This window comes from Corynebacterium accolens, assembly GCF_023520795.1.
Lineage (GTDB): Bacteria > Actinomycetota > Actinomycetes > Mycobacteriales > Mycobacteriaceae > Corynebacterium > Corynebacterium accolens.
Genome location: NZ_CP046605.1, coordinates 1,240,924 through 1,265,032, shown reverse-complemented (window position 1 = coordinate 1,265,032; position 24,109 = coordinate 1,240,924). Strand labels below are relative to the sequence as shown.

Genomic DNA, 24,109 nt, shown 5'->3' with positions numbered 1-24,109 from the left:
ATTAATTTTTTTCGTCTTCTTCCCCCGTGTGGAAATCGGATTCATCCATGCCAAGGCTGCGCATCATCTCTTCGAAATCGGCATCGGCCTGCGCGTTTCCGGATGCAGAGGTGCTTTCCTCGGCAGAGGAGGCATCGCTATCTTCCCAGTCCTGCGTGGGGGTAGGAAGCTCAAGGTCGAAGTATTCCTTGATGTCCTCCTCGCTGGCGAAGACGGATACCTGCGCCAAGAGCGCAGATTCGGCAACGATGGGCACCTTAAAGTACTCGGCTACCGCCAAGGCATCGCTTACACGCGCATCAAAAACCTCGCCTTGCGCAGACTGAATATCCACCATGAAGGTGCCTTGATGGTGGTTGACAATCTCGATGGCCTCGACGCCGCCTGCAGCCTCCAAGACCTCGCACAGAAGATCGTGGGTCGTGGGGCGGTTCGGGCGCTGGTCAGCAAAAACGGTAGCCAATTGAATTCCGTCTACGGCCGAAAGCCAGACGGGAATGAGGCGATTTTCTTCGGGCCAACGCAGCAGTGCGCAGACATCATCTTCTGGCCCAAGCTGGTGAATGCCGTGAAATTCAAGGGTTACATCACTCATAGCTACCACTCTCTCACACGGGAGGCGGCCATGGTGAGTTAGGCGTTAAATTCGTGGCGCAAATCCGTCTTTACCAGGGTGGCATGCAAAGAAACGACCAGCGCCGTCATCTGCTGGGAAAGTTCCTCTGCCTGCTGGTGGGCGGTATCGGAATTCGAGTGCGCCACGGGGGCTGCGACCTGGGAAATCAAATCCGCTTGGCGGCGTGCGCTATTGCGCAGGGACTTCAGCTGGCTAGAGCTAAACCCGAAGGCCTGCAGCGCTACTGCGGCAGAGGCAATGGCCACGTCATCGGTATTGAAAAATCCCGCGGCATCCGGCTTAATCAGCTTGTCCTTGATAAAAGAGGCAATATCCGCTTCCGATGCCCCCGCCTGCTCTGCTACCTCGGCATCGGTCAGGCGCGTTACCGCGGGTGCTTTGAACTGCTGCGGGGACAGCAAGGTCTCCGCATTGCCAGCAGAAACAATGGCGGTGACCTGGCCGGAATCCATTGCTTCCAGCTGCTCGCGAATGACCTTGAGCGGGGTGTAGTTATCCCGCTGGGTGGTCAAGATGTAGCGCAGCCTATCCACGTCTTCCTGCGTGAACCGGCGGTAGCCGGAGGCGGTGCGCTGGGGAGAAATCAGCCCCTCTGATTCGAGGAAGCGGATTTTAGACACAGTGACATCAGGAAATTGCTGATTCAGCGTTTCTAAGACCACGCCAATGGACATGGTCTTAGCCTTCTTCGTGTTCGGGCTCTTGCGGCGAGCTGATGCCGCCGCGGATTCTGCTGCGCTCACTGTGTCTATCTCTTTACAGGTGTCTCAGTAGTCGTTGGATATAAAAAGGAGACTAAACCGCTTTAACCAAGGACGGCAAAACGGTTTGTCTGCTGCAGTTTTAGTCCTGCTTGGTGATGAATACGAGGCGGAATTTACCGATCTGAATCTCATCTCCAACCTCGAGCGCCTGCGAATTGCGCGGCTCGCGGTTGACGTAGGTACCGTTCAGGGATCCCACGTCTACTACCTCGAATTGGCCGTCATCGTTCTTGCGGAATTCAGCGTGGCGGCGGGAAACGGTGACATCATCCAGGAAGATATCTGCCTCCGGGTGGCGCCCTGCCGTGGTGGTGTCCTGGTCAAGCAAGAAGCGGGCACCGGCGTTGGAGCCGCGCTTGACGACGAGCAACGCCTGGCCATCTTCCAGGTTTTCCGTACCTACCGCAGAGGTATCGGTTCCCTTGGTGCCATTTTCCATTTCCTTGAGCAGGTCAGCGCGGAATACAGAGGTGGTCTCCACCTGTGGTTCCGGGGTTCCGGTGTTCTCGCTCATTGTTACCTCCGGGGATTAGTTTTGAGTTACTTATACCAATAATAGCGACTCTTCCGAGTCTGTGATCTCTCAGTGGGCAATTATTTCACCGGAAAATGTTTCCGATGCCGCTCAACACGGAATTTCCCTGCCCCGCAAGGGGGTTATCAGAGACCATATAGGTCCACGTTGCGCTTGGACGGTTCAATCCTGAGTCTGCAAGGTGTGCCCCCTCAGAGTCAATAGGCACCTGTCTGAAGGTCTCTACTGACTGATCCACCGCCCGCTGCGCCAAGTCCTTAAACTCGCGCACCGCAATGCGGTGATATTCATCGATCGGGGTCTCGCGCGCGATGGCGCGCAGGTGAATGGATTCGCGCACATCATCGAGCAGCTCGAGGTGATCGGCCCAGCCCATGTCTAGGTGATACAGCATGATTTCGCGCGCCGCCTGGATGCGCGCCGCCTCCGGGATATCCGCAAGCTCGCTCGCCCGCTCTGGGGCGCGCTCGGCTAGTTCCTGCCACGCCTGGTCTGTGTCCAATAGCGCTGCACGGCGCTTATCGATGATGATGCGCTGATCCGCCAAGAGCTGGTTATACTTCCAGGTCTGGGCGTGAATCTCTAGCAACTGGCCCTCTGTCACCCGCTGGCAATGGGCGACAAAGTCCTGCACCCGCTTGGATTCGATGAGCCCGCCAGGGCCAGGTTGCGCGCTGACCTTTTCCCCAGCGCCGCCTTGTTGCACCACATCATCTTCCAGGGAGACGAAAAATAGGGCCAAGCCTGGGTCCCCTTGCCGCCCTGCACGCCCACGCAGCTGGTTATCGAGCCGCGCGGTGCGGTGCCGAGAGGTTCCGATCACGGCAAGGCCGCCGCGCTCGGCCACCTCATCGTGGTCGGCCTCATCGGCACCACCGAGCTTGATGTCGGTACCGCGGCCGGCCATTTGTGTGGAGACAGTTACCCGCCCAATATCGCCTGCTTCGGCAACTATCTGTGCCTCTTCGCGGTCATTTTTGGCGTTGAGCACGTTGACTTCGATATCTCTATCGCGCAAGGCCTCAGCCAAATTTTCTGATTCCGCTACGTCTTGGGTTCCCACAAGCACTGGTTGACCAGCATCGTGCAGGCGGGCAATTTCTTCGACGATGGCCGCCGACTTCTCCCCTATGGTGGCAAAAATACGATCCTGCTCATCAAAGCGCTCTAGTGGCTTGTTCCGATCGATGACGGACACGTGCAGGTCATAAAACTGCCGCAACTGGTCGGTGGCCTCTACCGCAGTACCCGTCATTCCGCAGACCAGCGGGTAGCGGCGCATGAGTTCTTGCAGGGTAATCGTATCGAGGATGCGCCCGCCCTCAGAGACTTCCAAGCCCTCTTTGGCCTCTACAGCTGCCTGCAGCCCGTCGGGCCAGCGTTGCAGATCGGCGACGCGGCCACGGGAGGCATCGATAAGCTGCAGCTTGCCGTCCACCACGATGTAGTGAATATCGCGGATCAACAGCGCCTTTGCGTGCAGCGCCAAGTTGACCTTGACTAGGACGGTACCGATAGTGTCCTCGGAATAAAGGGAATCGATGCCGAGCTCTCGCTCCACGCGGGCTGCGCCGAAATCGGTAAGCTGCACCGTGCGCCCGTCATCCGAGATGACGTACTCGTGGTTCTCTCGGAGGCGGGAGACCACATTGGTAATTTGCCCAGTGGGCGCTTCACCGGGGCGATTTCCAGCCAGCACCAGCGGCACGAGGGCCTCGTCCACCAAGACAGAATCGGCCTCGTCTACCAAGGCGACATCGCCAGGAGCCTGCACCGCCTGTGCGCGTTCGGTGATCTGATTATCGCGCAACAGGTCAAACCCCAGTTCATTCACGGGGGCGTAGATAATATTTCGCGCATAGGCAACGCGGCGCTCATCCGCGCTCATGCTTTCTGTCACGGAAGCTACCTGCAGGCCAAAAAATTCCACGACAGGTCGCATCCATTCGGCATCGCGGCTGGCTAGATAGTCATTGACCGTCACGACGTGGACCCGCTTTCCGGTCAGCGCGAAACCCGTTGCTGCCATCGCGCCAACGAGCGTTTTGCCCTCACCGGTGGCCATTTGAATGACATCGCCGGTAAGCAGGCGCAGTACCGCCTGTGATTGCACGGTAAACGGGTGTAAGCCCAGGGTGCGTTCGCACGCGACGGCCAAGGCGCCGAGGAATTGCGCCTTGTCAGCGACCTCGCCGCCGCGCACCGCATCGCGGGCGGCTTGAGCTACGGCAGCATCGTCGCTCTGTGCGAGTTTCTCCGCGGCGGAGCGAGCTTCATCCACGATGGCCTTGGATTTCTTATCGTTTCGCTCGCTTTGCGAGCCCATCGCTTTCCAGAACCAATCGAATGCTCCCACGACAATTCCTCCTTTAGGGGCTGGCTGCCTACGACTCTAGTCAACCTCATCTGGCTTGGAACTTATGGGGCCGTTATTGTAGGTGCCATGCAATCCGTCAATGTTAAGCTGCCGTCCAGCCGAGGAACCGAGATGGCAGGAACCATCGACTTTCCTGATGCTCCCCCTCTCGCCTTCGCCGTCTTCGCGCATTGCTTTGCCGGCTCGCGCCATACCCCTGGCGCGGCCCGCACCTCGAAGCAATTAACGGAATTCGGTATCGCCACCTTGCGCTTTGATTTTCCCGGTTTGGGGCAATCAGAAGGCGAGTTTGCGGACACCACGTTTAACCAGAATGTCGACGATATCCGCGCCGCCGCGGACTGGCTAGAAGAACACTATTCCGCACCACAGATGCTCATTGGTCACTCCTTGGGTGGCGCAGCGGTGCTCAAGGCCGCCACGGCAATGAAAAAGATTCGGGCCGTTGCCACCATCGGCGCCCCCTTCGATCCGGCGCACTCCGTGCTGCACTACGCGGATAAGATCGGCGAGGTAGACGCTAATGGCGAGGTCGAGGTCGTCCTAGGCGGCAGGGCGCTGACCATTTCGCGTAAATTCCTAGAGGATTTGGCAGAAACCAACCCAGAGGAATACCTGCCGCGGTTGCGCAAGCCACTCTTGTCCCTGCATTCTCCCATCGACCAAACGGTGGGCATCGACAATGCGCAAAATATTTTCCGCATGACCCGCTATCCCAAGTCCCTCGTCTCGTTGGATAAGGCCGATCACCTGCTGACGAAACAGGGTACGGCGGCCCGCGCCGCTGATCTCATCGGTGCATGGTCGCGGCAGTTTATCGTCCCCGACTATGAACCCGAGGAAGTGGGTACGGATGCCGCCGTTGCCAGCCCTGCTATCGGCACCAAATTCGGTGTCGTGGTGCGCCACAATGATCATTCCGTTACCGCGGACCGGACCAAAAAGGAAGGCGGCAAGGGCAAGGGCTTTACCGCAACCGGCCTGCTCATGTCGGCCTTGGCAGCTGCCTCCACCCAGGCCATCAAGGAAGCCGGCAAGAAGCTTGCGCTTGACGATGTCCACGTGACCATCACCCAGACCGGTTCCACCTCTTTCGAGCGCCGCATCGAACTAAAAGGCTCCTTGGACGATTCCGAGGTCGATGCACTGCGCGTAGCCGCGCGCGATACCGACATCGAGCGCATGGCCGCCGGCGCCACCATCACCGATATCGTGGACGCCAACTAATGGTGGCCCTCAACCCCATCGCCGATTCCCGCCGCTGCCCCTGCACGAGCGGGCTGAGCTTTGGCGAATGCTGCGGCAAGTACCACGCTGGTGCCAAAGCTCCCACGGCGGAGGCCCTCATGCGGTCACGCTTTAGCGCCTTCGTCAGCGGCGATGAGGACTACCTCCTGCGCACCTGGGATCCGGTGACTCGGCCGAGCTCATTGGACTTGGCCGACTCCCCCATCCGGTTCTACCGCCTCGATATCCTCGATACCGAGCGCGGTGGCCTTGTAGACTATGAAGGCATCGTGGAATTTGAGGCCTTCTACAAGGGTGAGGCGGTAGGCTCCCAGCGAGAGCGATCGTCTTTCCGGCGCCTTAATGGCGCATGGGTCTATTCCACCGGCGAGCTTTAATGCAGGTCACGGCCTAGATTTCACTGTGGAATTATCCTGATGTAATCTAGGGCAGTCGCAACAAATAATGCGACGCCGGGCTATGGCGCAGTTTGGTAGCGCACTACACTGGGGGTGTAGGGGTCGCAGGTTCAAATCCTGTTAGCCCGACAAATTATCCCACGGCTATGGAGTAACTCCTCGGCCGTGGGATTTTCTGTATGCCTCGTCTACACCGCAAAAAGGATGGCAAGGCCTAATAGGATAAGCACCGTGGGAAATAACACGCTCTCCCACTTCTCTAGCGCTTCTGCTACGGCTGGCCGTGTGGCCACGAACTTCGCTACCGCTACAAGGCCGGCGACCAAAACGAGGAATACGATGCAGTACACCGCGATGTCTGAGGGCGAAGACGTGGTAAATACCGGCAGGTACACTCCGATATTATCGCCGCCATTGGCAAAGGTGACCCCGGCTACCGCAGCGACGCTGAGCTTCTTTCCGGAAACGTCATCGTCCTCTTCCCCGCGAAAGGCCTCCCAGGCTGCCCAGAGGCCAATGGCCAAGGGAATAAGCCCGAAAAAGCGTATCCAGTCTTCCGGAAGAATAGCGCTAAGTCCCAGGCCAAGTGCTACAGAGACCGCGAGGATCCCTAAAAATCCCAGATATTGCCCCAAAAGAATGGCTTTGGTCGTGCCCTTCCTGCCCGCGCCACGGGCAAAGAACAGCGAGAGAACAACGATATCGTCGATATTGGTGACGATAAATAAGACGATTGCGGATGCGAGAGTAGTAATCACATAATCAGCTTAACGTATCCACCGATGACAATTGTCATGGAAACTTCGTGACACGACCCCTGCTATTAAAAGCGCAAACGTAGTTAAGTGCAAGACATGAAAACTACACGTATCCCTAACTCAGGTTCCTCAACAGCGATTGAGGTACGCGACGTAGAAAAAGTCTTCGCAGCGAACTCCTCGCATTCAGTGCGAGCACTGAATGACGTATCAGTCTCCATCGCCACCGGAGAAATCGTAGCGTTGTTAGGTTCCAACGGCGCTGGAAAGTCCACACTCATTGACCTTATCTTGGGCCTTACCGAACCTTCTTCCGGCGCTATTACAGTCCAAGGCAAAAGCCCCCAGGAAGCGATCAACAACACACAGCTAGCAGCGGTGCTCCAATCCGGAGGTCTTCTCCCCGAGCTCACCGTAAGCGATACCTTAAAGATGATTTCCGCTACCTTTGCCCAGCCCCTAGACATTGGCGAGGTCGCACATCACACCAACTTAGAACCGATATTGTCTCGACGAGTGGGCAAGTGCTCCGGCGGCGAGCAACAACGTCTTCGTTTCGCGCTTGCGCTCCTGGGTGACCCACAGATACTCATCCTTGACGAGCCGACTGCCGGTATGGATCCAGGCGCTCGCCGGGATTTTTGGGCGTCCATGCAGCACCAGGCTGAGCTCGGGCGCACCATCTTCTTCGCGACACACTATCTCGAAGAAGCGGACAATTTTGCTGAAAGGATAGTGCTTTTGCACAAAGGGGAAGTTGTGGCCGATGACAAGGTAATTGACATACGTAGCCGCGGCGAGGTCCGAAGAATTACGGCCCAATTTGACGGCAGTATCCCTCCAATGAGTGCGCTACCAGGCGTTACCGAAGTCACCCGCACTGGAGATCACATTCAAATGACTACCTCAGATTCGGATTCACTGGCCCGTCATCTTCTTAACCACACAGGCGCCTATGACCTCACCATTAGCGCTCATAGTCTGGAAAATACTTTCCTCGCTCTCACCGATGAGCACAACTAATCCAATTCTCCTCCCGCCAGCCCCCCAAACGAAAGATTCCAACCATGTCTAATAGTTCCACCGCGCCTGCGTTGAGTAACACAATGCGTTTTGCTGGGTACAATTTCCTCCGGCTGCGCCGCAACCTCGCCCCGCTATTTTTCACCACCATTTTGCCGGTATTTTTCTATTTACTTTTCGGCACACTAATGGACTTTGGCAGCCTTCCTATTCACAACGGTAACTTTGCAGCTCTCCAAATGATCAGCATGGCCCTGTACGGTGGCGTCGCCGGTGCGGTGGGAGCCGCTGCTTCTTCAGTCACTGATGCTCGGTCCGGTTGGAGACGCCAACTAGCGCTTACTCCGCTGCGCCCTCACCAGATCCTCTGGGCGAATATCACATCCATAGCATTGCAAGCTCTGCTCCCCATTGCAGCAGTGTTTCTCACTGGTGCATTAACTAAGGCTGACATGGAGCCCCACCAATGGGTTCTGTCCTTTCTTGCGTGCGCTGTTGTCTCTATTCCCTTTGGCTTATATGGAATGATATGGGCACTTGCTTTACCGACGGATAACTCCGTGGCCATTGCTTCTTCCTCTATTGTCCTCCTGCTGTTCGCCGCCAATGTCTTTATCCCTCTATCTTCCTCACTTATGGAGTTTGGCCGCTTTACACCCCTTTTTGGCCCAGTCGTGTTGGCTCAATGGCCATTGGCAGAAGGGATGCAACTGCTCAATGATGCCGATGGCACGGTTAACCATTCCTTGTGGAGCGCGGGACTAAACTTCGCCGTATGGACCGCAATTTTCGTCGGAGCCTGCGCAATGCTGCTCCACCGCGACAAATCACGAATGTAATGAATTCATTCCACTCGCCCTTCAAGGGATTCGCTACAAATAATGCGGTGTTTGCCAGCGTTTGGCTTATATTTCTGCTCTTCGGCTTAATTCTCAATTTCAATCAGCCTGGTGTGGACGCTACGCAGCGCCTAGGTTCCACTGCCTGTGTTATCGCTTTCAGCGCCCTATATTTCTTCAGCTTTGGTTCGGTGACTTACTACCCGCGGGGCTGGAACTTACGTTATCGCTTGGCTGCTCGATGGTCTGCCTTAGCGCTCATAGCACTTATCTCCATACCCTTCTTCGGAGTTTATGCTACGACATTTGTGCCCTATCTAGCTGCTTTCCTCGGGTTTCAATTACCGCTGCGTCGGGCATTATTATGGGTACTTCTTACCGGACTCGTAGTCACAGGTGCCTTATGGAGCGTCGATTCGCAGGACCTCTTAGGGACATTCATTGTGATATTCGGCTGGCCAATTTTGCTGGTGTTGCTAGGCACAATGTCTCAAAGAGAAGACTCGCGCACGGATTTAGAGCATCAACTCGATCTCGCTCGCCAACGCGAAGACATTGCCACCGACGTTCACGATTTGCTCGGTCACTCGCTTACCGTCATTAATTTAAAATCTGAGTTGGCACAGCGGCTAGTAGACGTAGATCCAACTCGAGCTCGAAACGAGCTTCAAGAAATAAGTGACCTTTCCCGTAAGAGTTTGGCAGAAGTCCGCTCCACAGTTACCCGGATGCGCATGCCGACCTTCGAAGGAGAAGTTCAGGCAGCACGACGAGCATTCGATACTACAGGGATTCAAGCGCATCTTCCTGCCAACGTCCAAGCTGTAGGACTTTATGACGCCGCCTTTTCCTGGGCATTACGCGAACTCACCACTAACGTTATTCGCCACTCAGGAGCACAGCACTGCTGGGTGAGCATAACCCAGAATAAGCTCCAAGTCGTAGACGATGGTTGCGGCTTCGATCCGAAAAAGCAGTGCCAAAGTGGCGGGCTACACGGGCTGCACAAGCGAATGGAGGACAGCGGTGGAAAGTTGATTATTATGAGGAAGGACGACCGCACCGTAGCGCTGATTACTATGAATGGTGATACTGAGTTACTACCCTTAGACAGTGAAGTGGAGTCCGATGGCTGAGACATCTCCACCCATCCGTATCCTTATCGCAGAGGATCAATCATTGGTTCGCGGTGCCCTGGTTGCTCTCCTAACTACCGAACCAGATATTGACGTAGTTGCTCAATGCGCAACGGGCAACGAGGTTGCGGGGCTCGTCGCCAAGCACAATGTAGAGGTAGCTCTACTCGATATTGAGATGCCTGGAAAGAGCGGTCTAGACGTCGCTGAAGAGCTCTCCGGCAGTCCATGCAAATGCCTCATCGTTACTACTTTTGGCCGCGGCGGCTATGTAAAACGTGCTATTGATGCTGACATCGCTGGATTCATAGTCAAAGACACTCCCCCAGAACAACTTGCGGAGGCAATTCGCCGAGTAAAGGCTGGGCTCCGGGTAATCGATCCTGCCCTGGCACGAGAGAGTCTTTTTACCCCGGACAACCCGCTCACACCCCGGGAACGAGAAATCGCGCGGCTTTTATTATCTGGGGTGACTTCCTCAGAACTGGCGCGCAAAGTGCATCTTAGTCCAGGCAGTGTACGCAACGTCGTGTCCAGTATCATGACAAAAACCGATGCAAATAATCGCTACGAGGCAGCGACGAAAGCCCAAACTCAAGGCTGGATTTAAAGAACACATTTTTCTCCAGCCCAATTAGACCGCGTTTTCCTGAAAAATCGGCCATAGACATAGGCTTAAGCCCCGCTCCTGTCTGGAACGGGGCTTAAGCGTTATTTAATTAGAAATTAGGGCGCGAACTACTTGTTCTCGTCGTCGCCGTCATTATTGGTGCCGAGCTTGTCATCAATGGCATCGCGGGCCTTGTCCACCTGGTCTGCCTTGTCCTCGCCCAGCTTGTCCTTGGCAAAGTCCTCGGCCTTGTCCAGGCCCTCCTTGGTAACTTCCTCGCCCTTTTCGGAGTTCAGTGCTTCCTTTGCTTTGTCAAAGATACCCATTGCTAATCCTTTCGTTGTTTACTTCATCTAACCATTGCCCTAACCGGCAACACTGCCCACGATAACGACACTGCCGGTGCTTCGCCACCAAAGCTAGCCAGAGGTTCTAAAGTGATAGCATTAATGAGATCAATGACCAGCTCGCACGGAAAAGGCAGCAAATGACGCACACTAGCCCTGGTGCAGATGGCAACGCCGCGGAATTCTTTGGGTTGGTGTGGCCTGGCAAGCAGGCAGCGCGCGCTGCGGCGGAGGCTCCCCTAGCCGCCGAGTTCGAGCTCGATGCTGCGTTAAGCAGCGTGACCGCCTCTCCCAATAGCATCCACTTGGCCGATAATCTGCCGGTTCTACAGCACTGGGCTTCCACGGGCGAGACCTTTGATGTTATCTACATCGACCCGCCGTATAACACCGGCCGAGACTTTGTCTACCGCGATAATTACCGCGCGCGGCGCGAGGTAAAATCCGGCAGCTATGCCCAGTGGCACGCCGAATGGCTGTCCATGATGCTCCCGCGGCTCATCTTGGCGCGCCGCGTCTTGGCGGAGAACGGCTTTATATTCGTCTCCATCGGAGAGGACGAGGCTGCTAATACCCGCAAGGTTTTAGACGAGGTCTTTGGCGAGGGCTGCTATGCCGGGCAATTCATTTGGAAAAAGGCCGGCACTGGAAAAAACGATTCCAAGTATGCGGTCGTAGAACACGAATACATCCTCTGCTATGCCAAAAATCCAGACAACCCTGGGTTTAACCTGGATGCAGAGGGCTTCACGAGCACCAAATATAACCACGAGGATGAACGCGGCAAATACTCCTTGGTGCGCTTAGATTCTAAGACCCTGGGGTACCTGCCATCGCTGGATTTTCCCATTGCCTCACCCGATGGCACGCAACATTGGCCGGACCAACCGGCTGGCCACAGCCGGGTAGCGCGCTGGCGCTGGGGCAAGGACATGGTGGAAAAACGCTACGATGAGTTGGTCTTTCGGCGCGGATTCGTCTACACCAAGAACTATAAGAAGGCAGGGGCACGGCCGCGATCCATTCTCGATGGGCAGAGGTTTGGGGTAACCCGCACGGGCCGCCGCGACGCAGAGGACGTCATGGGCGTGGAGGGAATCTTTGAGTTCCCCAAGCCGGTGCGCCTAATCAAGCACCTCATCGCCATTGGTGGCGGAGTCGATGCCCGGGTGCTCGACTTTTTCGCAGGTTCAGGCACCACGGCGCAGGCGGTCATAGAACTCAACCGGGAAGACAATGGTGCGCGCAGCTTTCACCTAGCGCAAATTCCAGAGCCCACCGGCCCGAACAGTGCGGCGCACCGGGCAGGCTTTTTTAGCGTCGCGGATATTTGCGTAGAGCGCGTGCGATCCGTGCCTGGGTCCTCTTTCCGGGCCTACCGCGCGACCTAAGTTTCGCGGGTGCCGTCGGGCCTGCCCGGAATGCCGAAGAAGTCCAAGACGCGGTCAGTGGCGAAGAACTTTCCTACTTCATTATTTTTGTCTCCAAGACCACCCGGCCACACGTGGGAGCCGCCACCGATGCGGATATGCTCCAGCGGTGCGGAACAACCCCGCCAATGCAAATCGAGGGCATTATTGACCAAGCGGTTGGTGTCCACCTTTTCCGAGCATTCATTGCGCTTGCGGTCCTGCTCCAGGACGGATTCGACGGAGAAATATTTGGTCTTGTGCCGGGTTCCGCCGTAATAGCCCACGACGGGGTCATCGGTGCCGTGCATATCCAGGCGCCCTACCGGTTCATGGGCGCAGTCTTTCAGAATATCTTCGTAATAAGCAGCGGAAATGGTGGCAACCGAGTGGAAGATGCCGGGCATCTGGCAGGCCAGGTAGGCAGCAAAACCGCCGCCGTTGGACATGCCGGTGGCAAAAAGCCGCGAATCATCGACGTTGTAGGTCGCGCGGAGGGAATCGAGGATATCGAGCACGAATTTCTTGTCCTCGCTCCCGCTGGTTTCCGCGTACGGGGCGGGACTCCAGGCCTTTTTCTTGCCCGTGGGAAATACGGTGATGGCTTGTGCCGCATCGAGGCGGGAATAGCCGCGCAGGTTTTCCGCCGACTGCCCCCACCCGTGAAAAGCCATGACCACTGGCCACTGTTTTTGGGACGTATACTTTTCTGGCACGCTGAGGATAAATGAGCGCCCGGACGGAAGGTTAATCGTCGTATGCGATCCTGGTTCCGGCCCACTGAGCGGCGCAGAGGTAGGAATCCCGAGCTGCGAGGCAGCCGAACCGTGCGCTTGCGTGCTTTCGCTGCGTGCCGCCGAGCCCGATTCTTCCTCGTTATTTGCGCATGACACGCCCAGCGCCGCCACGCAGCACAAGACTGCGGTGCTCAACGCAGCGCGCACCGGCCTCCGTCTCATGATGTTCGTCCCTTCTGCCAAGCGGCCCATAATTGTTTATAACGGCCCCCATAATTTAGCAGTTCTAAATGGCTACCCTGTTCTACCACCCGGCCATTGTCCATGACCACGATGGCATCGGCGCGCGAAGCCTGATCCAGGCGGTGCGCAACCACTAAGGCGGTCCGACCCTCCATCACAGTCTCTGCGGCGTCCTCTAAGGATTCAGCGCCCACCGAGCCTGCTTCCGCCGTGGCTTCGTCCAAGATAATAATGCGGGGATCCAGCAGCACGATTCGGGCAAGAGCCAATTGCTGCGCCGCCACCGGGTCCAACGGCATGCCTTGCGCGCCCACGATGGTATCGAGGCCCGCTTCCAGATCGAAAAACCAGTCAGCCTGCACTTGGCGTAGGGTCTGCACCATTTCCTCATCGGTGGCCTGTGGCGCTGCGAGTGCAAGATCCTCGCGCAAACTCCCAGAAAAGACGTGCACCTCCTGGGAGACGAGGGCGAGGCGCTGGATACGCTCGGCATCGGAAAGCAGGGCAACCTCGACGCCATCGACAAGCACGGTGCCCTGATCCGGAACGCGCAAGCCCGCGAGCAACGCAGCCACGGTGGATTTCCCGGCGCCAGACGCCCCGACGAGGGCCACCGTTTCGCCGGGCTTAATCGCAAGGTTGAGTCCCTCGACGGCCCAAGAGTTATCGCTATAGCGGAAGGAAATATCCCGCATATCAACGCTGCCATCGCCCCTCGGTGCACCGCTATCCGGTACCGGCGCGGGCGGATCGATGACCACGCCCACGATACGCGCCAATGAGGCATACCCGGATTGCACCGTATCTAGCACGCGCATCAGCCCCATCAGTGGCCCGCGCAGGCGTATGAGCAATAACATCGCCGCGGTGACCGCTCCAACAGTAAGCGCATTGGCCTGCACCACCCAAAAGCTCACCGCCAAACCGCTGGCCAATAAGACCAGTTCAATGCCGGTGAGGTGAGCCTGGAGCACCATCATCGTCCGGCGCGCGTTATACCCTTCTTCCACCACACGCGTTGAAGCCGCGCCGATCCGGTCGTGCATCGTATTTTCCATGCGGAATGCGCGCACCGTGTCCCTGCCGTGGATCGCCTCCAAAAGCCGGCGGGCGCGGTCCGCCATGGCGGCGCGCTCAGCGGCATACCGGTCAGGGGCGCGCCGCAGGTAATACCGGCCGGCGAAGAAATACAACGGGGTCACGGCAACAATGACCACGAGGTATTGCCAATCCACCGTAAGTAGAGCTACTGCCGTTGAGGCAATGGCAAAAATGGACTTTGCCAGCACGGGGACCGTCTCTGTAACCGCGGCGGAAAGCTCCGCGACGTCATCGGTAGAGCGCGATACCAAGTCTCCGGTCCCGGCATCCTCGACGCGGTGCGTGGGAAGGCCGAGTGCCGTAGAGACCATATCCTCGCGCAGGGACGCGATGACGCGCTCGGTCAGCTGGGACAGAACATAGAATCCCGCTGCCGATAAAGTAGCAGATGCGGCGGCGACCCCGATGAGCAGGACTCCGAGGAGGGCGATGCTGGCGCCCGTTGTCACGGCATCGACAATTTTGCCGAGCAGGATCGGGATGGTGACATTGGCTGCTGCCCCGGCTAGCAAAAACACCACGGCGATAAGGGTGCGACGGCGCGCGTGCGGGATAGCCGATAACTGCTGCGCCACAACCTTTCGCACCTGTGGCCACGTGGCGGTGGGAAAACGCATTAGGATTCCACCCCCACTGCATGCCACGCAGGCGCCGACGTATAGACGATGGTGGGTTTATCCTTCCGGTAGTCCGCAACGCGGTGGGCTACCTCTTGCTCGGTCACGGAATCGACCGCGGTGGTGGGATCAGAGAGAATAAGCACCTCTGGATCCGCGGCGATGGCGCGGGCAAGGGCGACTCGTTGCTGCTGGCCGCCGGACAAGTTGTTTCCGCGCTCACCCACGGCACGGTCAAGCCCACCGGGAATATCCGCGCCCGCAGCCACCTCTAGAGCCCGTGCGGCCGTATCCGCATCCGGATGAATATTATCTTGTACGGTCCCGGCAAACAGCATGACTTCGTGCGGCACGACGATGAATTTCTCCCGGGGCAAATCCCGCAGTCCTTCCGGAGCATGTCCATCGATGGCGGTGATACCCGGCCGTAGCGCCGGCACCTGTGGTGCAGCGTCCTCGGGAAGTCCAGGAGCGCCCAGCAGGCCCACGATTCGCTGCGCACTCGCCTGCGCCGCGGCCCACCGGGAGGCAATATTCCTTCCCAGCATGGTCATCGGGGTAATGATGAATTGGGTAAGGCCAATGATCATAATGAGCTCGCCGGTGCTCATCTGCCCATCCAGCGCCAGGTAGCCGGCGGCAACCGCGACGGCGATGACATAGATGGACCCGAGCGCTTCGGTAGAAGCATTCAATCCAGCCTGCGCTGCATTGGCCTCAACGGTTCGCTCGTAGGCGGCATCGGAATCGCCCGCATACCGCTTGCGCACCGTGCCAATCGCTCCGATCCCTTTAATAATGCGCAGGCCATGGACAATATCCGTCGCCGTCGCGCTCGCCCGGCCCAATGCTTCTTGCCGGATACCAGAGCGCTTGCGCAAGGGACCAGCCGAGCGCAGCGATCCCCACACCACGATGGGGCCGCCGCATAAAATGGCCACGCCTAGCGGCACATTCACCCGGCTGGTCATCACCGCGACATAAATGATCGACGTAATCTCCGCCACCGGGAACACCGTCATCATCACCGCGTTCTGCACACGGGTCGCATCGGTCGAGGCAATGGCCAATAACTCCCCTGGCGTGCGTTTCGGCCCGCCCATCCCTTTGGGATCCATAATCCGATCCGTGATGGCCATGCGCACGTCGTGGCCGATAACCAGCATGCTGCGCGCATTGAGTCCGCGGCCACACCACCCAGTAACGACATTAACCGCGAAGGCCAAAACCAGAAGTGCAAGCCACCACCACAGTCGCTTGATCGAACCTTGTACTACCGCTTCATCGATGGCATAGCCCACGATGACCGGTGTTGTGCCATTGAGCACGAAGGAGATAGCCATGCACACAGCGGCGGGGATGGTCATCCCAGGCCGGGAGAACACAGTCTTCAGCAACCACCGCGGATCTGATGGTTCTGGAAGTGTTGTCATAAAGAGCCATTCTAATTCGAGGTAGGTTAGATAGGCTATGTCGACTCGCCACCCCAACCCCCAACACTTCCCCAGCTACCGCAATCCCTCTGCGAAGCAGAAGCCTACCTTCAGCACCGATCCCCAGCGCACCCAGGCAGCGCGCGCCTTCCACCGCGGCGCCCACACCTATCAGGATGTTCGCCCCCATTACCCGCCCGAGGTTGCTGAGCTCATCGCCGGAGCCCACCGTGTTGCCGATATCGGCGCCGGCACCGGCAAGCTCACTGAGTCCCTCACCAATCCCACCGTGCTCGCGGTCGAGCCATCTCCAGACATGGCCCGCGTGCTCCACCGCCGCCTGGATATTCCCATCATCCGCGCCACGGCCGAGCACACCGCGCTTGCCGATGCCTCCCTCAACGCCGCCTGCCTCGCCCAAACCTGGCACTGGGTCGACGTTGCCGCCGCTTCCGCCGAGCTGGACCGCATCCTCGCGCCGGGCGGGCGCGTCCTTTTAGTGTGGAATACCCTCGACGTACACGCGGATCCCTGGATCCTTCGGTTAAGCCGCATTATGCACTCCGGCGACGTGCATAAGCCAGGCTTCTATCCCGAATACAAAGCACCCTGGACCTTAGACCGCGAGGTCCGTCTAAGCTGGACCCACGAGCTTACCCCAGAACAGCTCCACCAACTCATGCACACCCGTTCCTACTGGCTCAGAAATAACGAGGCCATCCACGAGCGCATGACCCACAACTTGAACTGGTACCTCTACGAACACATGGGCTTTTCCGCCGGCCAAAAACTGCACATCCCGTACCGCACGGATGCTTTCGTGCTGGTACGGGAGTCGAAGTCTCGCGACTGATTACAGGAGAACCTGGGCCAAGAGGGAGCCGACCACACAGGAGGTAAATACGGAGATCGCTCCGGGGATAAGGAACGAGTGGTTGATGACGTATTTGCCAATTCGCGTCGTACCCGTGCGATCGAAGCCGATGCAGGCCAAGTCGGAAGGATACGTGGGCAAGATGAAGTAACCATAAGCCGCACCGTAGAAACCAACGATGACAGCCGGGTCAATGCCCAATTGCAAGCCAATGGGAGCAATTGCTACCAGTGCAGCAGCCTGCGAATTTACCAATTTGGATACAATTACCAACACGACGGCGTAGGTCCAAGGGGCCGCCTCAACGACAGAGCCCAAGTTCGTCTCCAGTGCATCGATGTGGGATTGGAAGAACGTATCTGCCATCCACGCAACACCAAAGACGGAAAATACAGCTGTCATGCCGGCCTTGAATACTGGCGTAGATGCAATCTTTTTAGTATCTACCTTGCAGCTAAGAAGGATGATGGCACCGGCGACGAGCATGACCATCTGGATGACTAGGTTCATGGATACAGGGCTCAGCTCGCCGTCATCACCAGGAACCAGTGGGCGCAGGAACTCGAAGGCGCCGAGGAGGACCACGCAGGCAATAGCGACGAGGAAAACGACTACTGAACGCTTAGCCTCGCGGGAAAATTCCTTACCGATGAGCGAATCGGCGCTCTCATTGATGCTGGCGGCAAACTCTGGGTCTTTCATCCGTTCTTGGAAAGCCGGATCCTTGTCCAGGTCCTTGCCGCGACGCAGCGACCATAACGCGGCGAGAAGAACACCGCACAAGGACGCGGGTAGCGCCACCGTAAGAATCTGCGGAATCGAATAAGCCTTGTCGATAGCTCCAGCATTTTCCGCAAGGATCGACGCAAGAGAAACGGTAGCCACAGACACCGGTGAAGCGGTAATACCCATCTGCGCCGAGGTCGAGGCCACTGCCATAGGACGCTCAGGACGGATTCCCTTTTTGAGCGCGATGTCTTCAATGATCGGAAACATGGTGTAGACCACGTGGCCAGTGCCGCACAGTACGGTAAGGAACCAAGTAGTCAGTGGTGCCAAAATGGTGATGCGCTCTGGATGAGCACGCAAGAACTTCTCCGCATGCTGCATCATCACTTCCAAACCTTGTGCTTGTTGCAGTGTGGCTGCACAGCCGATAACGGCAATGATCGTAAGCATGACCGACACGGGGGGCTCGCCCGGTGCCAAGCCAAATACGAAGACCATCAGCATCAAGCCGATGCCAGAAATTAATCCTAGGCCGATCCCGCCATAGCGGGTGCCCAAAAGCAAAGCACTTAAAATGATTATGACTTGAAGCACGATAGCCAGGACTGAATCCGGGGCAATCACATTCGCTAACATGTCATGCCTTTCAAACAGAAAGTAAATGGTTGACAAGTTTTATCCTATCGGCGCCATAATGCTTTCACCGAAGCGAAAAGGAGAGCGAAGTGTCACACCATTGTTGGTGACACTTTTGCTCTCCTAAGTGGTAAAATACCGGGTTAACCGGCAAAATTATGTAGTTTTGAGGCCCCCTGATGCCTCTACAGTAAGCTCCGGCTTTGCTGGCGAGACAAGCTCAACTACACCTCACGTGCCAACCCCGAAAGATGTTGTGCACTATTAGTTGTCGATTCCTCAGGCCTAGTCCTTCCCGGACTTTAATTCGACCTTGTACTGTAAGTGATTTTTCACTGCGGGCCACTCATGCCGCAGCACGCTATACACGCAGGTATCTCTGACTAACCCGTTATCGAGTATCTGGTGGCCACGAAGGATTCCATCAAGATGTGCCCCTAGGGATTCCAACGCGCGGCGGCTTTCGCGGTTAAAGGAGTTGGTGGTGAAGAACACGGATAAGCAATCAAGCTGCTCAAATGCATGGCCCATGAGGGCCAGTTTGCAGTCTGCATTAACCGCAGTATTCTGCGCTGATTGCCTGTACCAGGTGTATCCGATTCGTGAGCGCCTATTACCCAGATCAAAGGCCTGATACCCAGTCATTCCCACTGTAGTGCCGGCTGAATCAAAGACCGTAAAAAGCTGCGCCCCGTGGGAGTCATACCAAGAAATGCGCTCTTCCACGGCTTTTTCCATCTCGCTCGGTGATGGAACCTTGGTGTACCACCGCTTCCATAACTCCCCGTCCTGTACCGCCTCAGCTAGTCCAGGAGTATGGTCCACGCTCAACGCCTTGAGAGTGACATGTTGCCCGCGCAAGATCTCGATTTTCTGTGACACCGTATTTACCTTCTTGCTTTCTGGGCCTAAGCCAATGATCTGATGTCTTTCAAGCTTAGCTGCCAATGACACCGAGCGTAATGAGATAGATAAAAACGAGCGAAGCCCCACGGTTGTGAAGGCTTCGCTCGTTTTCGCAGTGAACTCTTATTTCCGCTTTTTACCTCGGCGTTCGCGCACGCGCACGGCGATGCGGATGGGAGTGCCGTGGAAACCAAAGCGCTCGCGGAACTTGCGCTCAAGGTAGCGCCGGTAGGACGCGTCGAGGAACCCGGTGGTAAAGAGAACAATCGTCGGCGGCTGGGTCGATGCTTGCGTAGCAAAGAGCACGCGTGGCAAACGATTATTCTTCATCGGCGGCGGGTTGGCAGCAATCGCCTCACGCATCCAATTATTGAGCTGGCCGGTGGACACGCGCTGATCCCAGCTTTCTAGGGCCTCGATCATGGCCGGCTCCAGCTTTTGCAAGGCGCGGCCGGTCTCAGCAGAAATATTAACGCGGGTTACCCACGGCAAGTGTCGCAGCTGCTCGTCGATCTCGCGGTCGAGGTAATAGCGGCGGTCCTCGTCCATCAGGTCCCACTTATTGAACGCGATGACCAGCGCCTTGCCGGATTCCAGCACCATATTGAGTACGCGCTGGTCTTGCTCGGAGATCTCCTCGGAGGCATCGATAAGCATGATGCATACCTCGGCCGCATCGATCACGCCACGGGTGCGCAAGGACGCATAATACTCGTGGCCCTGCGCGTTCTTGACCTTCTTGCGCAGGCCCGCGGTATCAATAAACTTCCACAACTGCTCATCTAGCTGCACCAGCGAGTCCACAGGATCCACCGTGGTGCCGGCGACATTATCTACCACCGAGCGCTCCTCGCTGGTGAGCTTATTGAGCAACGAGGACTTGCCCACATTAGGCCTGCCGACGAGCGCGACGCGGCGAGGGCCCGACGTAATCGAGGTCTCGCGCGGTTCTTCGGGGAAGCTGCGCAGGATCTCATCCAGCACGTCCGCGCCACCGCGCCCATGCTGTGCGGACACCGGCCACGGGTCCCCGAGGCCCAAGGCATAAAACTGCGCCATATCCGCATACTGGTTATCGGAATCGAACTTATTCGATACCACGATCACCGGAACCGGGGACTTTTGCAGGCGGCGCGCCATAACCTCATCGGTTTCGGTAATGCCCACTTTGGTGTCTACCACCATCACGATGACATCGGCGGTATCCATCGCCAGTTCTGCCTGGCGGGCGATATCGGCGTGCATGCCTTTGACGTTGGGATCCCAACCGCCGGTATCCTGCACGATAAAGCGCTGCCCATTCCAGTCCGCCACGTAGGACACGCGGTCACGGGTAACGCCAGGGTGGTCTTCTACGACGGCCTCGCGGCGGCCGAGGAAGCGATTAACCAGCGAAGACTTGCCCACATTCGGCCGGCCCACAATAGCGACGGTGCACAGGGCTTCTTCGGTGGCATCGGCAAAGCCCAGCGACTGCGAGAGCTGCTCCCACTCGTCCTCACTGAGAGGCTGCTCTAGGTCGTCCTCGTCCCCGTAGTCGGCCTCGCCGAACTCTGACTCATCAAAGTCGTAGTCGAATTCTTCGGCATCAAAATCGTCCGTAGCCCACCCCGGCGAGGTCTCTACCGTTTCCTCGTCGAACTTACCCGCAGGGTAATGGAACTGCGTGACTTCTTCCTCTGGGGACTCAAAATCTTTATTGCTCATGAGCGGGACTCCTTAACCACGTTGATAAGAGCCTGCACGACATCCTCCGGGCTCATGTCAGAGGTATCGACAATAGTGGCGTCGTCGGCTGGGCGAAGCGGCGAGGTGGCGCGGGAAGAATCCGCGGCATCGCGGCGCTGCACATCTGCCAGTACCGATTCAAAATCGGAGGCGATGCCGGCCTTTTCGTTTTGATCGTGCCGGCGCTGCGCGCGAACTTCCGCGGAAGCCGTCATAAAGGCCTTCGCCGGGGCATCGGCTAGCACGACGGTGCCGATATCGCGGCCCTCTACGATGGCGCGGTGGGCGCGCTGTGCCAGCGTGCGCTGCAATGCCACCAAGTTCTCCCGCACCTCCGGGATGGCAGATACCGCGGAGACGTTCTGGGTGACCTCGTCTTCCCTAATGATGCGGGAGACATCGGCGCCATCGAAAAGCACCTGCGTGGAATCGGGATCATCGGAAACCTCCAAGGGCAGGTTGGCCGTCGCGGAAATCACCGCCTGCTTGTCCGCAGGGTCCACGCCTTGGCGCAATACCGCAAGGGTTGCCACGCGGTACATGGCGCCGGTATCGATGTATTTTGCATCCAACTGCTTGGCCAAGGCCCGGCAGGTCGTGGACTTTCCCGTTCCGGAGGGGCCATCGACCGCGAGAATCAGGCCTTCATCAGGCATATTCGAAATCATTACATCCCCACCGCCTTGTACAAGCTCGTCAACTCGTTGGAATTCAGCGCGCGCAGCCCGCCGGGCTTCATATCGCCCAATTGGACCGTGTGCAGCTTGGTGCGCACCAGGCGCTGCACGGGATAGCCAGCTTCCTTCAGCAGGCGGCGGACGATGTGCTTGCGCCCTTCGTGCAGCTCGACTCGGACCAAAGAGAATCCCTGGTTCTTGTCCACTACCTGCACGAAATCGGCCTTGGCTAGGCCATCTTCTAGCTCGATGCCCTCTTTAAGCTGGCGCACCAACTTATTATCGGCCTCGCCCAATACCGTGGCCAGGTAGGTTTTCTTCACCTCATATTTGGGGTGCATCAGGCGGTTGGCCAATTCCCCATCGTTGGTGAGGATGAGCAGGCCTTCCGTATCCGCATCCAAGCGGCCTACGTGGAATAGGCGCTGGCCCGAGGCAACCTTTTCAGAAACCACGTCACCCACGCAGGGACGGCCGAGATCATCTGACATCGTCGACTGCATTCCGCGGGGTTTATTGAGGATGAAATATTCTTGGTCCTCGTTGACGTTGACGCGAACGCCATCAACGCGGATGACGTCCACGGCGGGATTGACCTTCACGCCCTGCTTGAGGATGACATTGCCGTTTACTTCAACGCGTCCGGCATCAATGAGGATTTCCGCGTGGCGGCGCGATGCGACGCCCGCCTTGGCCAAGACCTTCTGCAGGCGCTCGCCCTTGGGCTTATCGTCATCGACCAGCCAGTCAGCGCCCAAATCGCGCGCCACCGATTCTGCAGTGGCCTTCTGCTTTTTCTTGGAAACGTGTTGATTACGAGCCGGCTTGGCATTAGAGACAACGATATCGCTGTCTCGCTGCTTCTTATCCGGTGTGCCGTCACGGCGAGCGGGAGGAGTCACTTAAGTGTCCTTTTCTCTCGAAGATATGAAATTACCTGCGTGAGTCTACCCCACCTCAGTACTCTTCGTCGATTGCATCGACGTCTGGAAGCAGCGGCGCCAGATCCGGAAGGCGTTCCAGCGAGTCTATACCTAGCAGTTCGAGGAAAAGCTCGGTGGTTTCATATCGGTGCGACGCCCCCTCGAACTCGTCCTGCGGGAGCTCACGGATGAGCCCGCGCAGGTTAAGGGTGCGCATCACGCCGTCCACGTTGACCCCGCGGACCGCAGAGACCTGCTGGCGCGTGACCGGTTGGCGATAGGCCACGACGGCGAGGGTTTCCAAGGCCGCGCGCGAGAGCTTCGTTTGCGCCCCATCCAATAAAAACTCCTCCACCGCGCTGGCGTTTTCCTGGCGGGTATAAAACCGCCAACCTTCTGGCGTTTCGCGCAGCTCAATTCCAGAGCCGCGGCTGTCGAATTCGCGTTGGATGGCCCGCAAGCAGTCACTAATGACCGCAGGTTCTACGCTAAGCGCCCGCGCCAAGGACTCTACGGATGCCGGCGAATCGAGCACCAGCAAGATCGATTCAAGCCGGGATCGCAATTGCGAAATGAACGGAAGATCCATGCCCCTTAGAGTACAACCACGGACGGCGGTGCTAGCACTAATCCCAATTTGCTGCAGCAACGACCGCAGGATCTACGTCCAAGCCGGTCCAGGAAAGGTCTAGTTGGCCCAATGCCTCCTCCTGCTGGGCATCAACCGCCTTGGCCTTAAACAGCTCCAAGAGCGCCAAGAACCTGCCGACGATATGCATGGTTGTGGTGCAATCCCGGGTAAGCGAGGAAAAACTTGTCCACTGCCCAGCGCCCATGAGTTTGAGCGTTTCGAGTATTTTTCCTGCCTGTTCGGGCACGGAGACGGCGACGCCATGAATATGGCCCGTTGCCACTTCTTCCGGCGGCCTGGGGCGAAAGACGCCCGCCGCCATTTCCGCAAAGCTCGCTGGAGTATGCCCCAACGTTACGGGAGGTAGAAGCTCCGCAAATTGCTCCTCGATGCTCACGGCTCGCGGGTAACTGCGCTGTGCCTCCCGTTGCCAACGGGCAAATTGATCCGCCGCCTGCTTGTAAGCCTTGTACTGCAACAGACGAGCAAAAAGTAGGTCGCGCGATTCCAGCAGCTCCAGGTCCTCTAGGTCATCGACTTCGCCGCGCGGCAATAGGCGCGCGGCCTTCAGGTCCAACAGCGTTGCCGCCACGACCAAGAAGTCCGTCGTCTCATCCAGATCCGCGTTTTCGCCCAATTGACGCGTGTATCCGACAAATTCATCGGTCACCTCAGACAAGGCTACATCCGTGATATCCATCTTCTTGGCCTGGATGAGCTGCAAAAGCAGATCGAATGGCCCCTCGAAATTCCGCAGGGCAATGCGGAACCCCGTAATCTCTGGCTGCGTCAC

24 protein-coding genes and 1 tRNA gene are annotated in these 24,109 nt (G+C 57.5%); 9 read left to right on the top strand and 16 right to left on the bottom strand.

Going from position 1 to position 24,109, the window contains the following annotated elements; translation table 11 throughout:
- Position 1 precedes the first annotated feature (1 nt).
- From CACC_RS06060 to secA2, 4 genes are all read right to left on the bottom strand, one after another.
- Positions 2–595 (bottom strand): bifunctional nuclease family protein, encoded by a 594-nt coding sequence (locus tag CACC_RS06060; protein ID WP_005279253.1) that lies wholly within the window; start codon positions 593–595, stop codon positions 2–4.
- A gap of 38 nt (positions 596–633) precedes the next feature.
- Positions 634–1,380 (bottom strand): transcriptional regulator FtsR, encoded by a 747-nt coding sequence (ftsR, locus tag CACC_RS06055; protein ID WP_023017530.1) that lies wholly within the window; start codon positions 1,378–1,380, stop codon positions 634–636.
- A 100-nt stretch (positions 1,381–1,480) separates the two neighbouring features.
- Positions 1,481–1,915 carry an oxoglutarate dehydrogenase inhibitor Odhl gene (odhI, locus tag CACC_RS06050; protein ID WP_005279257.1) on the bottom strand — a complete coding sequence of 145 codons (435 nt, stop codon included), beginning with the start codon at positions 1,913–1,915 and terminating at the stop codon, positions 1,481–1,483.
- Positions 1,916–2,000: 85 nt separating this feature from the next.
- Positions 2,001–4,292: an accessory Sec system translocase SecA2 gene (gene secA2 / locus CACC_RS06045; RefSeq protein ID WP_005279259.1), complete on the bottom strand. Its 2,292-nt coding sequence runs from the start codon at positions 4,290–4,292 to the stop codon at positions 2,001–2,003.
- An 87-nt stretch (positions 4,293–4,379) separates the two neighbouring features.
- Here secA2 and CACC_RS06040 point away from each other — a divergent pair, with 87 nt between their 5' ends.
- The 3 genes from CACC_RS06040 to CACC_RS06030 all read left to right on the top strand — a co-directional run bounded on the left by CACC_RS06040 (position 4,380) and on the right by CACC_RS06030 (position 6,088).
- Positions 4,380–5,540, top strand: a complete 1,161-nt coding sequence (locus CACC_RS06040) for a bifunctional alpha/beta hydrolase/OsmC family protein (RefSeq protein ID WP_005279261.1) — start codon at positions 4,380–4,382, stop codon at positions 5,538–5,540.
- Positions 5,540–5,938: a YchJ family protein gene (locus CACC_RS06035; RefSeq protein WP_005279262.1), complete on the top strand. Its 399-nt coding sequence runs from the start codon at positions 5,540–5,542 to the stop codon at positions 5,936–5,938. Before CACC_RS06040 ends, CACC_RS06035 begins: the two co-directional genes overlap by 1 nt.
- Positions 5,939–6,014: 76 nt before the next feature.
- Positions 6,015–6,088: transfer RNA gene (locus CACC_RS06030), tRNA-Pro, on the top strand.
- A gap of 59 nt (positions 6,089–6,147) precedes the next feature.
- On the opposite strand, the gene CACC_RS06025 is transcribed toward CACC_RS06030, so the two are convergent.
- Positions 6,148–6,717, bottom strand: a complete 570-nt coding sequence (locus tag CACC_RS06025; RefSeq protein WP_005279264.1) for a cadmium resistance transporter — start codon at positions 6,715–6,717, stop codon at positions 6,148–6,150.
- A gap of 96 nt (positions 6,718–6,813) precedes the next feature.
- Between CACC_RS06025 and CACC_RS06020 the strand changes: the two genes are divergently transcribed.
- The 4 genes from CACC_RS06020 to CACC_RS06005 all read left to right on the top strand — a co-directional run bounded on the left by CACC_RS06020 (position 6,814) and on the right by CACC_RS06005 (position 10,325).
- Positions 6,814–7,740 carry an ABC transporter ATP-binding protein gene (locus CACC_RS06020; RefSeq protein ID WP_035108509.1) on the top strand — a complete coding sequence of 309 codons (927 nt, stop codon included), beginning with the start codon at positions 6,814–6,816 and terminating at the stop codon, positions 7,738–7,740.
- Positions 7,741–7,823: 83 nt separating this feature from the next.
- The gene (locus CACC_RS06015; RefSeq protein WP_005279268.1) at positions 7,824–8,579 is read left to right on the top strand and encodes an ABC transporter permease; all 756 of its coding nucleotides are present in this window, start codon (positions 7,824–7,826) and stop codon (positions 8,577–8,579) included.
- Positions 8,579–9,715 (top strand): sensor histidine kinase, encoded by a 1,137-nt coding sequence (locus CACC_RS06010; RefSeq protein WP_005279270.1) that lies wholly within the window; start codon positions 8,579–8,581, stop codon positions 9,713–9,715. Before CACC_RS06015 ends, CACC_RS06010 begins: the two co-directional genes overlap by 1 nt.
- Positions 9,708–10,325: a response regulator transcription factor gene (locus CACC_RS06005; RefSeq protein ID WP_005279273.1), complete on the top strand. Its 618-nt coding sequence runs from the start codon at positions 9,708–9,710 to the stop codon at positions 10,323–10,325. Before CACC_RS06010 ends, CACC_RS06005 begins: the two co-directional genes overlap by 8 nt.
- Positions 10,326–10,453: 128 nt before the next feature.
- On the opposite strand, the gene CACC_RS06000 is transcribed toward CACC_RS06005, so the two are convergent.
- Positions 10,454–10,651 carry an antitoxin gene (locus CACC_RS06000; protein ID WP_005279274.1) on the bottom strand — a complete coding sequence of 66 codons (198 nt, stop codon included), beginning with the start codon at positions 10,649–10,651 and terminating at the stop codon, positions 10,454–10,456.
- Between the two features lie 161 nt (positions 10,652–10,812).
- Between CACC_RS06000 and CACC_RS05995 the strand changes: the two genes are divergently transcribed.
- The gene (locus tag CACC_RS05995; protein ID WP_005279276.1) at positions 10,813–12,063 is read left to right on the top strand and encodes a site-specific DNA-methyltransferase; all 1,251 of its coding nucleotides are present in this window, start codon (positions 10,813–10,815) and stop codon (positions 12,061–12,063) included.
- Here the strand turns inward: CACC_RS05995 and CACC_RS05990 are convergent.
- The 3 genes from CACC_RS05990 to CACC_RS05980 are packed head-to-tail and all read right to left on the bottom strand — an operon-like array spanning position 12,060 to position 16,212.
- Positions 12,060–13,040, bottom strand: coding sequence for a CE1 family esterase (locus CACC_RS05990; protein ID WP_244262151.1), 981 nt, complete (start codon positions 13,038–13,040; stop codon positions 12,060–12,062). The genes CACC_RS05995 and CACC_RS05990 overlap by 4 nt on opposite strands.
- The gene (locus tag CACC_RS05985; RefSeq protein WP_005279279.1) at positions 13,037–14,779 is read right to left on the bottom strand and encodes an ABC transporter ATP-binding protein; all 1,743 of its coding nucleotides are present in this window, start codon (positions 14,777–14,779) and stop codon (positions 13,037–13,039) included. The genes CACC_RS05990 and CACC_RS05985 overlap by 4 nt, the downstream gene beginning before the upstream one ends.
- Entirely contained in the window at positions 14,779–16,212 is a 1,434-nt protein-coding gene (locus CACC_RS05980) for an ABC transporter transmembrane domain-containing protein (RefSeq protein ID WP_035108482.1), read from the bottom strand. Before CACC_RS05980 ends, CACC_RS05985 begins: the two co-directional genes overlap by 1 nt.
- Positions 16,213–16,249: 37 nt before the next feature.
- Here CACC_RS05980 and CACC_RS05975 point away from each other — a divergent pair, with 37 nt between their 5' ends.
- Entirely contained in the window at positions 16,250–17,065 is an 816-nt protein-coding gene (locus tag CACC_RS05975) for a class I SAM-dependent methyltransferase (protein WP_005279281.1), read from the top strand.
- On the opposite strand, the gene CACC_RS05970 is transcribed toward CACC_RS05975, so the two are convergent.
- From CACC_RS05970 to CACC_RS05940, 7 genes are all read right to left on the bottom strand, one after another.
- On the bottom strand, positions 17,066–18,451 hold the full coding sequence (locus CACC_RS05970; protein WP_005279282.1) for an anaerobic C4-dicarboxylate transporter: 1,386 nt from the start codon (positions 18,449–18,451) through the stop codon (positions 17,066–17,068). It lies immediately after the preceding gene.
- 285 nt (positions 18,452–18,736) lie between these two features.
- A complete protein-coding gene (locus CACC_RS05965; RefSeq protein ID WP_430733301.1) occupies positions 18,737–19,405 on the bottom strand; it encodes a GNAT family N-acetyltransferase in 669 nt (222 codons plus the stop codon).
- Positions 19,406–19,480: 75 nt separating this feature from the next.
- Positions 19,481–21,064, bottom strand: coding sequence for a ribosome biogenesis GTPase Der (der, locus tag CACC_RS05960; protein WP_005279284.1), 1,584 nt, complete (start codon positions 21,062–21,064; stop codon positions 19,481–19,483).
- Positions 21,061–21,753 (bottom strand): (d)CMP kinase, encoded by a 693-nt coding sequence (cmk, locus tag CACC_RS05955; RefSeq protein WP_005279285.1) that lies wholly within the window; start codon positions 21,751–21,753, stop codon positions 21,061–21,063. The genes der and cmk overlap by 4 nt, the downstream gene beginning before the upstream one ends.
- A complete protein-coding gene (locus CACC_RS05950; RefSeq protein ID WP_005279286.1) occupies positions 21,753–22,664 on the bottom strand; it encodes a pseudouridine synthase in 912 nt (303 codons plus the stop codon). Before CACC_RS05950 ends, cmk begins: the two co-directional genes overlap by 1 nt.
- A 55-nt stretch (positions 22,665–22,719) precedes the next feature.
- Positions 22,720–23,274 (bottom strand): SMC-Scp complex subunit ScpB, encoded by a 555-nt coding sequence (scpB, locus tag CACC_RS05945; protein WP_005279288.1) that lies wholly within the window; start codon positions 23,272–23,274, stop codon positions 22,720–22,722.
- 37 nt (positions 23,275–23,311) lie between these two features.
- Positions 23,312–24,109 carry a segregation and condensation protein A gene (locus CACC_RS05940; RefSeq protein WP_005279289.1) on the bottom strand — a complete coding sequence of 266 codons (798 nt, stop codon included), beginning with the start codon at positions 24,107–24,109 and terminating at the stop codon, positions 23,312–23,314.

Coding starts and splice junctions, on each gene's coding strand:
- CACC_RS06060 (WP_005279253.1), bottom strand. CDS start 595: ATGAGTGATGTAACCCTTGAATTTCACGGCATTCACCAGCTTGGGCCA.
- odhI (WP_005279257.1), bottom strand. CDS start 1,915: ATGAGCGAGAACACCGGAACCCCGGAACCACAGGTGGAGACCACCTCT.
- CACC_RS06040 (WP_005279261.1), top strand. CDS start 4,380: ATGCAATCCGTCAATGTTAAGCTGCCGTCCAGCCGAGGAACCGAGATG.
- CACC_RS06035 (WP_005279262.1), top strand. CDS start 5,540: ATGGTGGCCCTCAACCCCATCGCCGATTCCCGCCGCTGCCCCTGCACG.
- CACC_RS06020 (WP_035108509.1), top strand. CDS start 6,814: ATGAAAACTACACGTATCCCTAACTCAGGTTCCTCAACAGCGATTGAG.
- CACC_RS06015 (WP_005279268.1), top strand. CDS start 7,824: ATGCGTTTTGCTGGGTACAATTTCCTCCGGCTGCGCCGCAACCTCGCC.
- CACC_RS06010 (WP_005279270.1), top strand. CDS start 8,579: ATGAATTCATTCCACTCGCCCTTCAAGGGATTCGCTACAAATAATGCG.
- CACC_RS06005 (WP_005279273.1), top strand. CDS start 9,708: ATGGCTGAGACATCTCCACCCATCCGTATCCTTATCGCAGAGGATCAA.
- CACC_RS06000 (WP_005279274.1), bottom strand. CDS start 10,651: ATGGGTATCTTTGACAAAGCAAAGGAAGCACTGAACTCCGAAAAGGGC.
- CACC_RS05995 (WP_005279276.1), top strand. CDS start 10,813: ATGACGCACACTAGCCCTGGTGCAGATGGCAACGCCGCGGAATTCTTT.
- CACC_RS05990 (WP_244262151.1), bottom strand. CDS start 13,040: ATGAGACGGAGGCCGGTGCGCGCTGCGTTGAGCACCGCAGTCTTGTGC.
- CACC_RS05985 (WP_005279279.1), bottom strand. CDS start 14,779: ATGCGTTTTCCCACCGCCACGTGGCCACAGGTGCGAAAGGTTGTGGCG.
- CACC_RS05980 (WP_035108482.1), bottom strand. CDS start 16,212: ATGACAACACTTCCAGAACCATCAGATCCGCGGTGGTTGCTGAAGACT.
- CACC_RS05975 (WP_005279281.1), top strand. CDS start 16,250: ATGTCGACTCGCCACCCCAACCCCCAACACTTCCCCAGCTACCGCAAT.
- CACC_RS05970 (WP_005279282.1), bottom strand. CDS start 18,451: ATGTTAGCGAATGTGATTGCCCCGGATTCAGTCCTGGCTATCGTGCTT.
- der (WP_005279284.1), bottom strand. CDS start 21,064: ATGAGCAATAAAGATTTTGAGTCCCCAGAGGAAGAAGTCACGCAGTTC.
- cmk (WP_005279285.1), bottom strand. CDS start 21,753: ATGATTTCGAATATGCCTGATGAAGGCCTGATTCTCGCGGTCGATGGC.
- scpB (WP_005279288.1), bottom strand. CDS start 23,274: ATGGATCTTCCGTTCATTTCGCAATTGCGATCCCGGCTTGAATCGATC.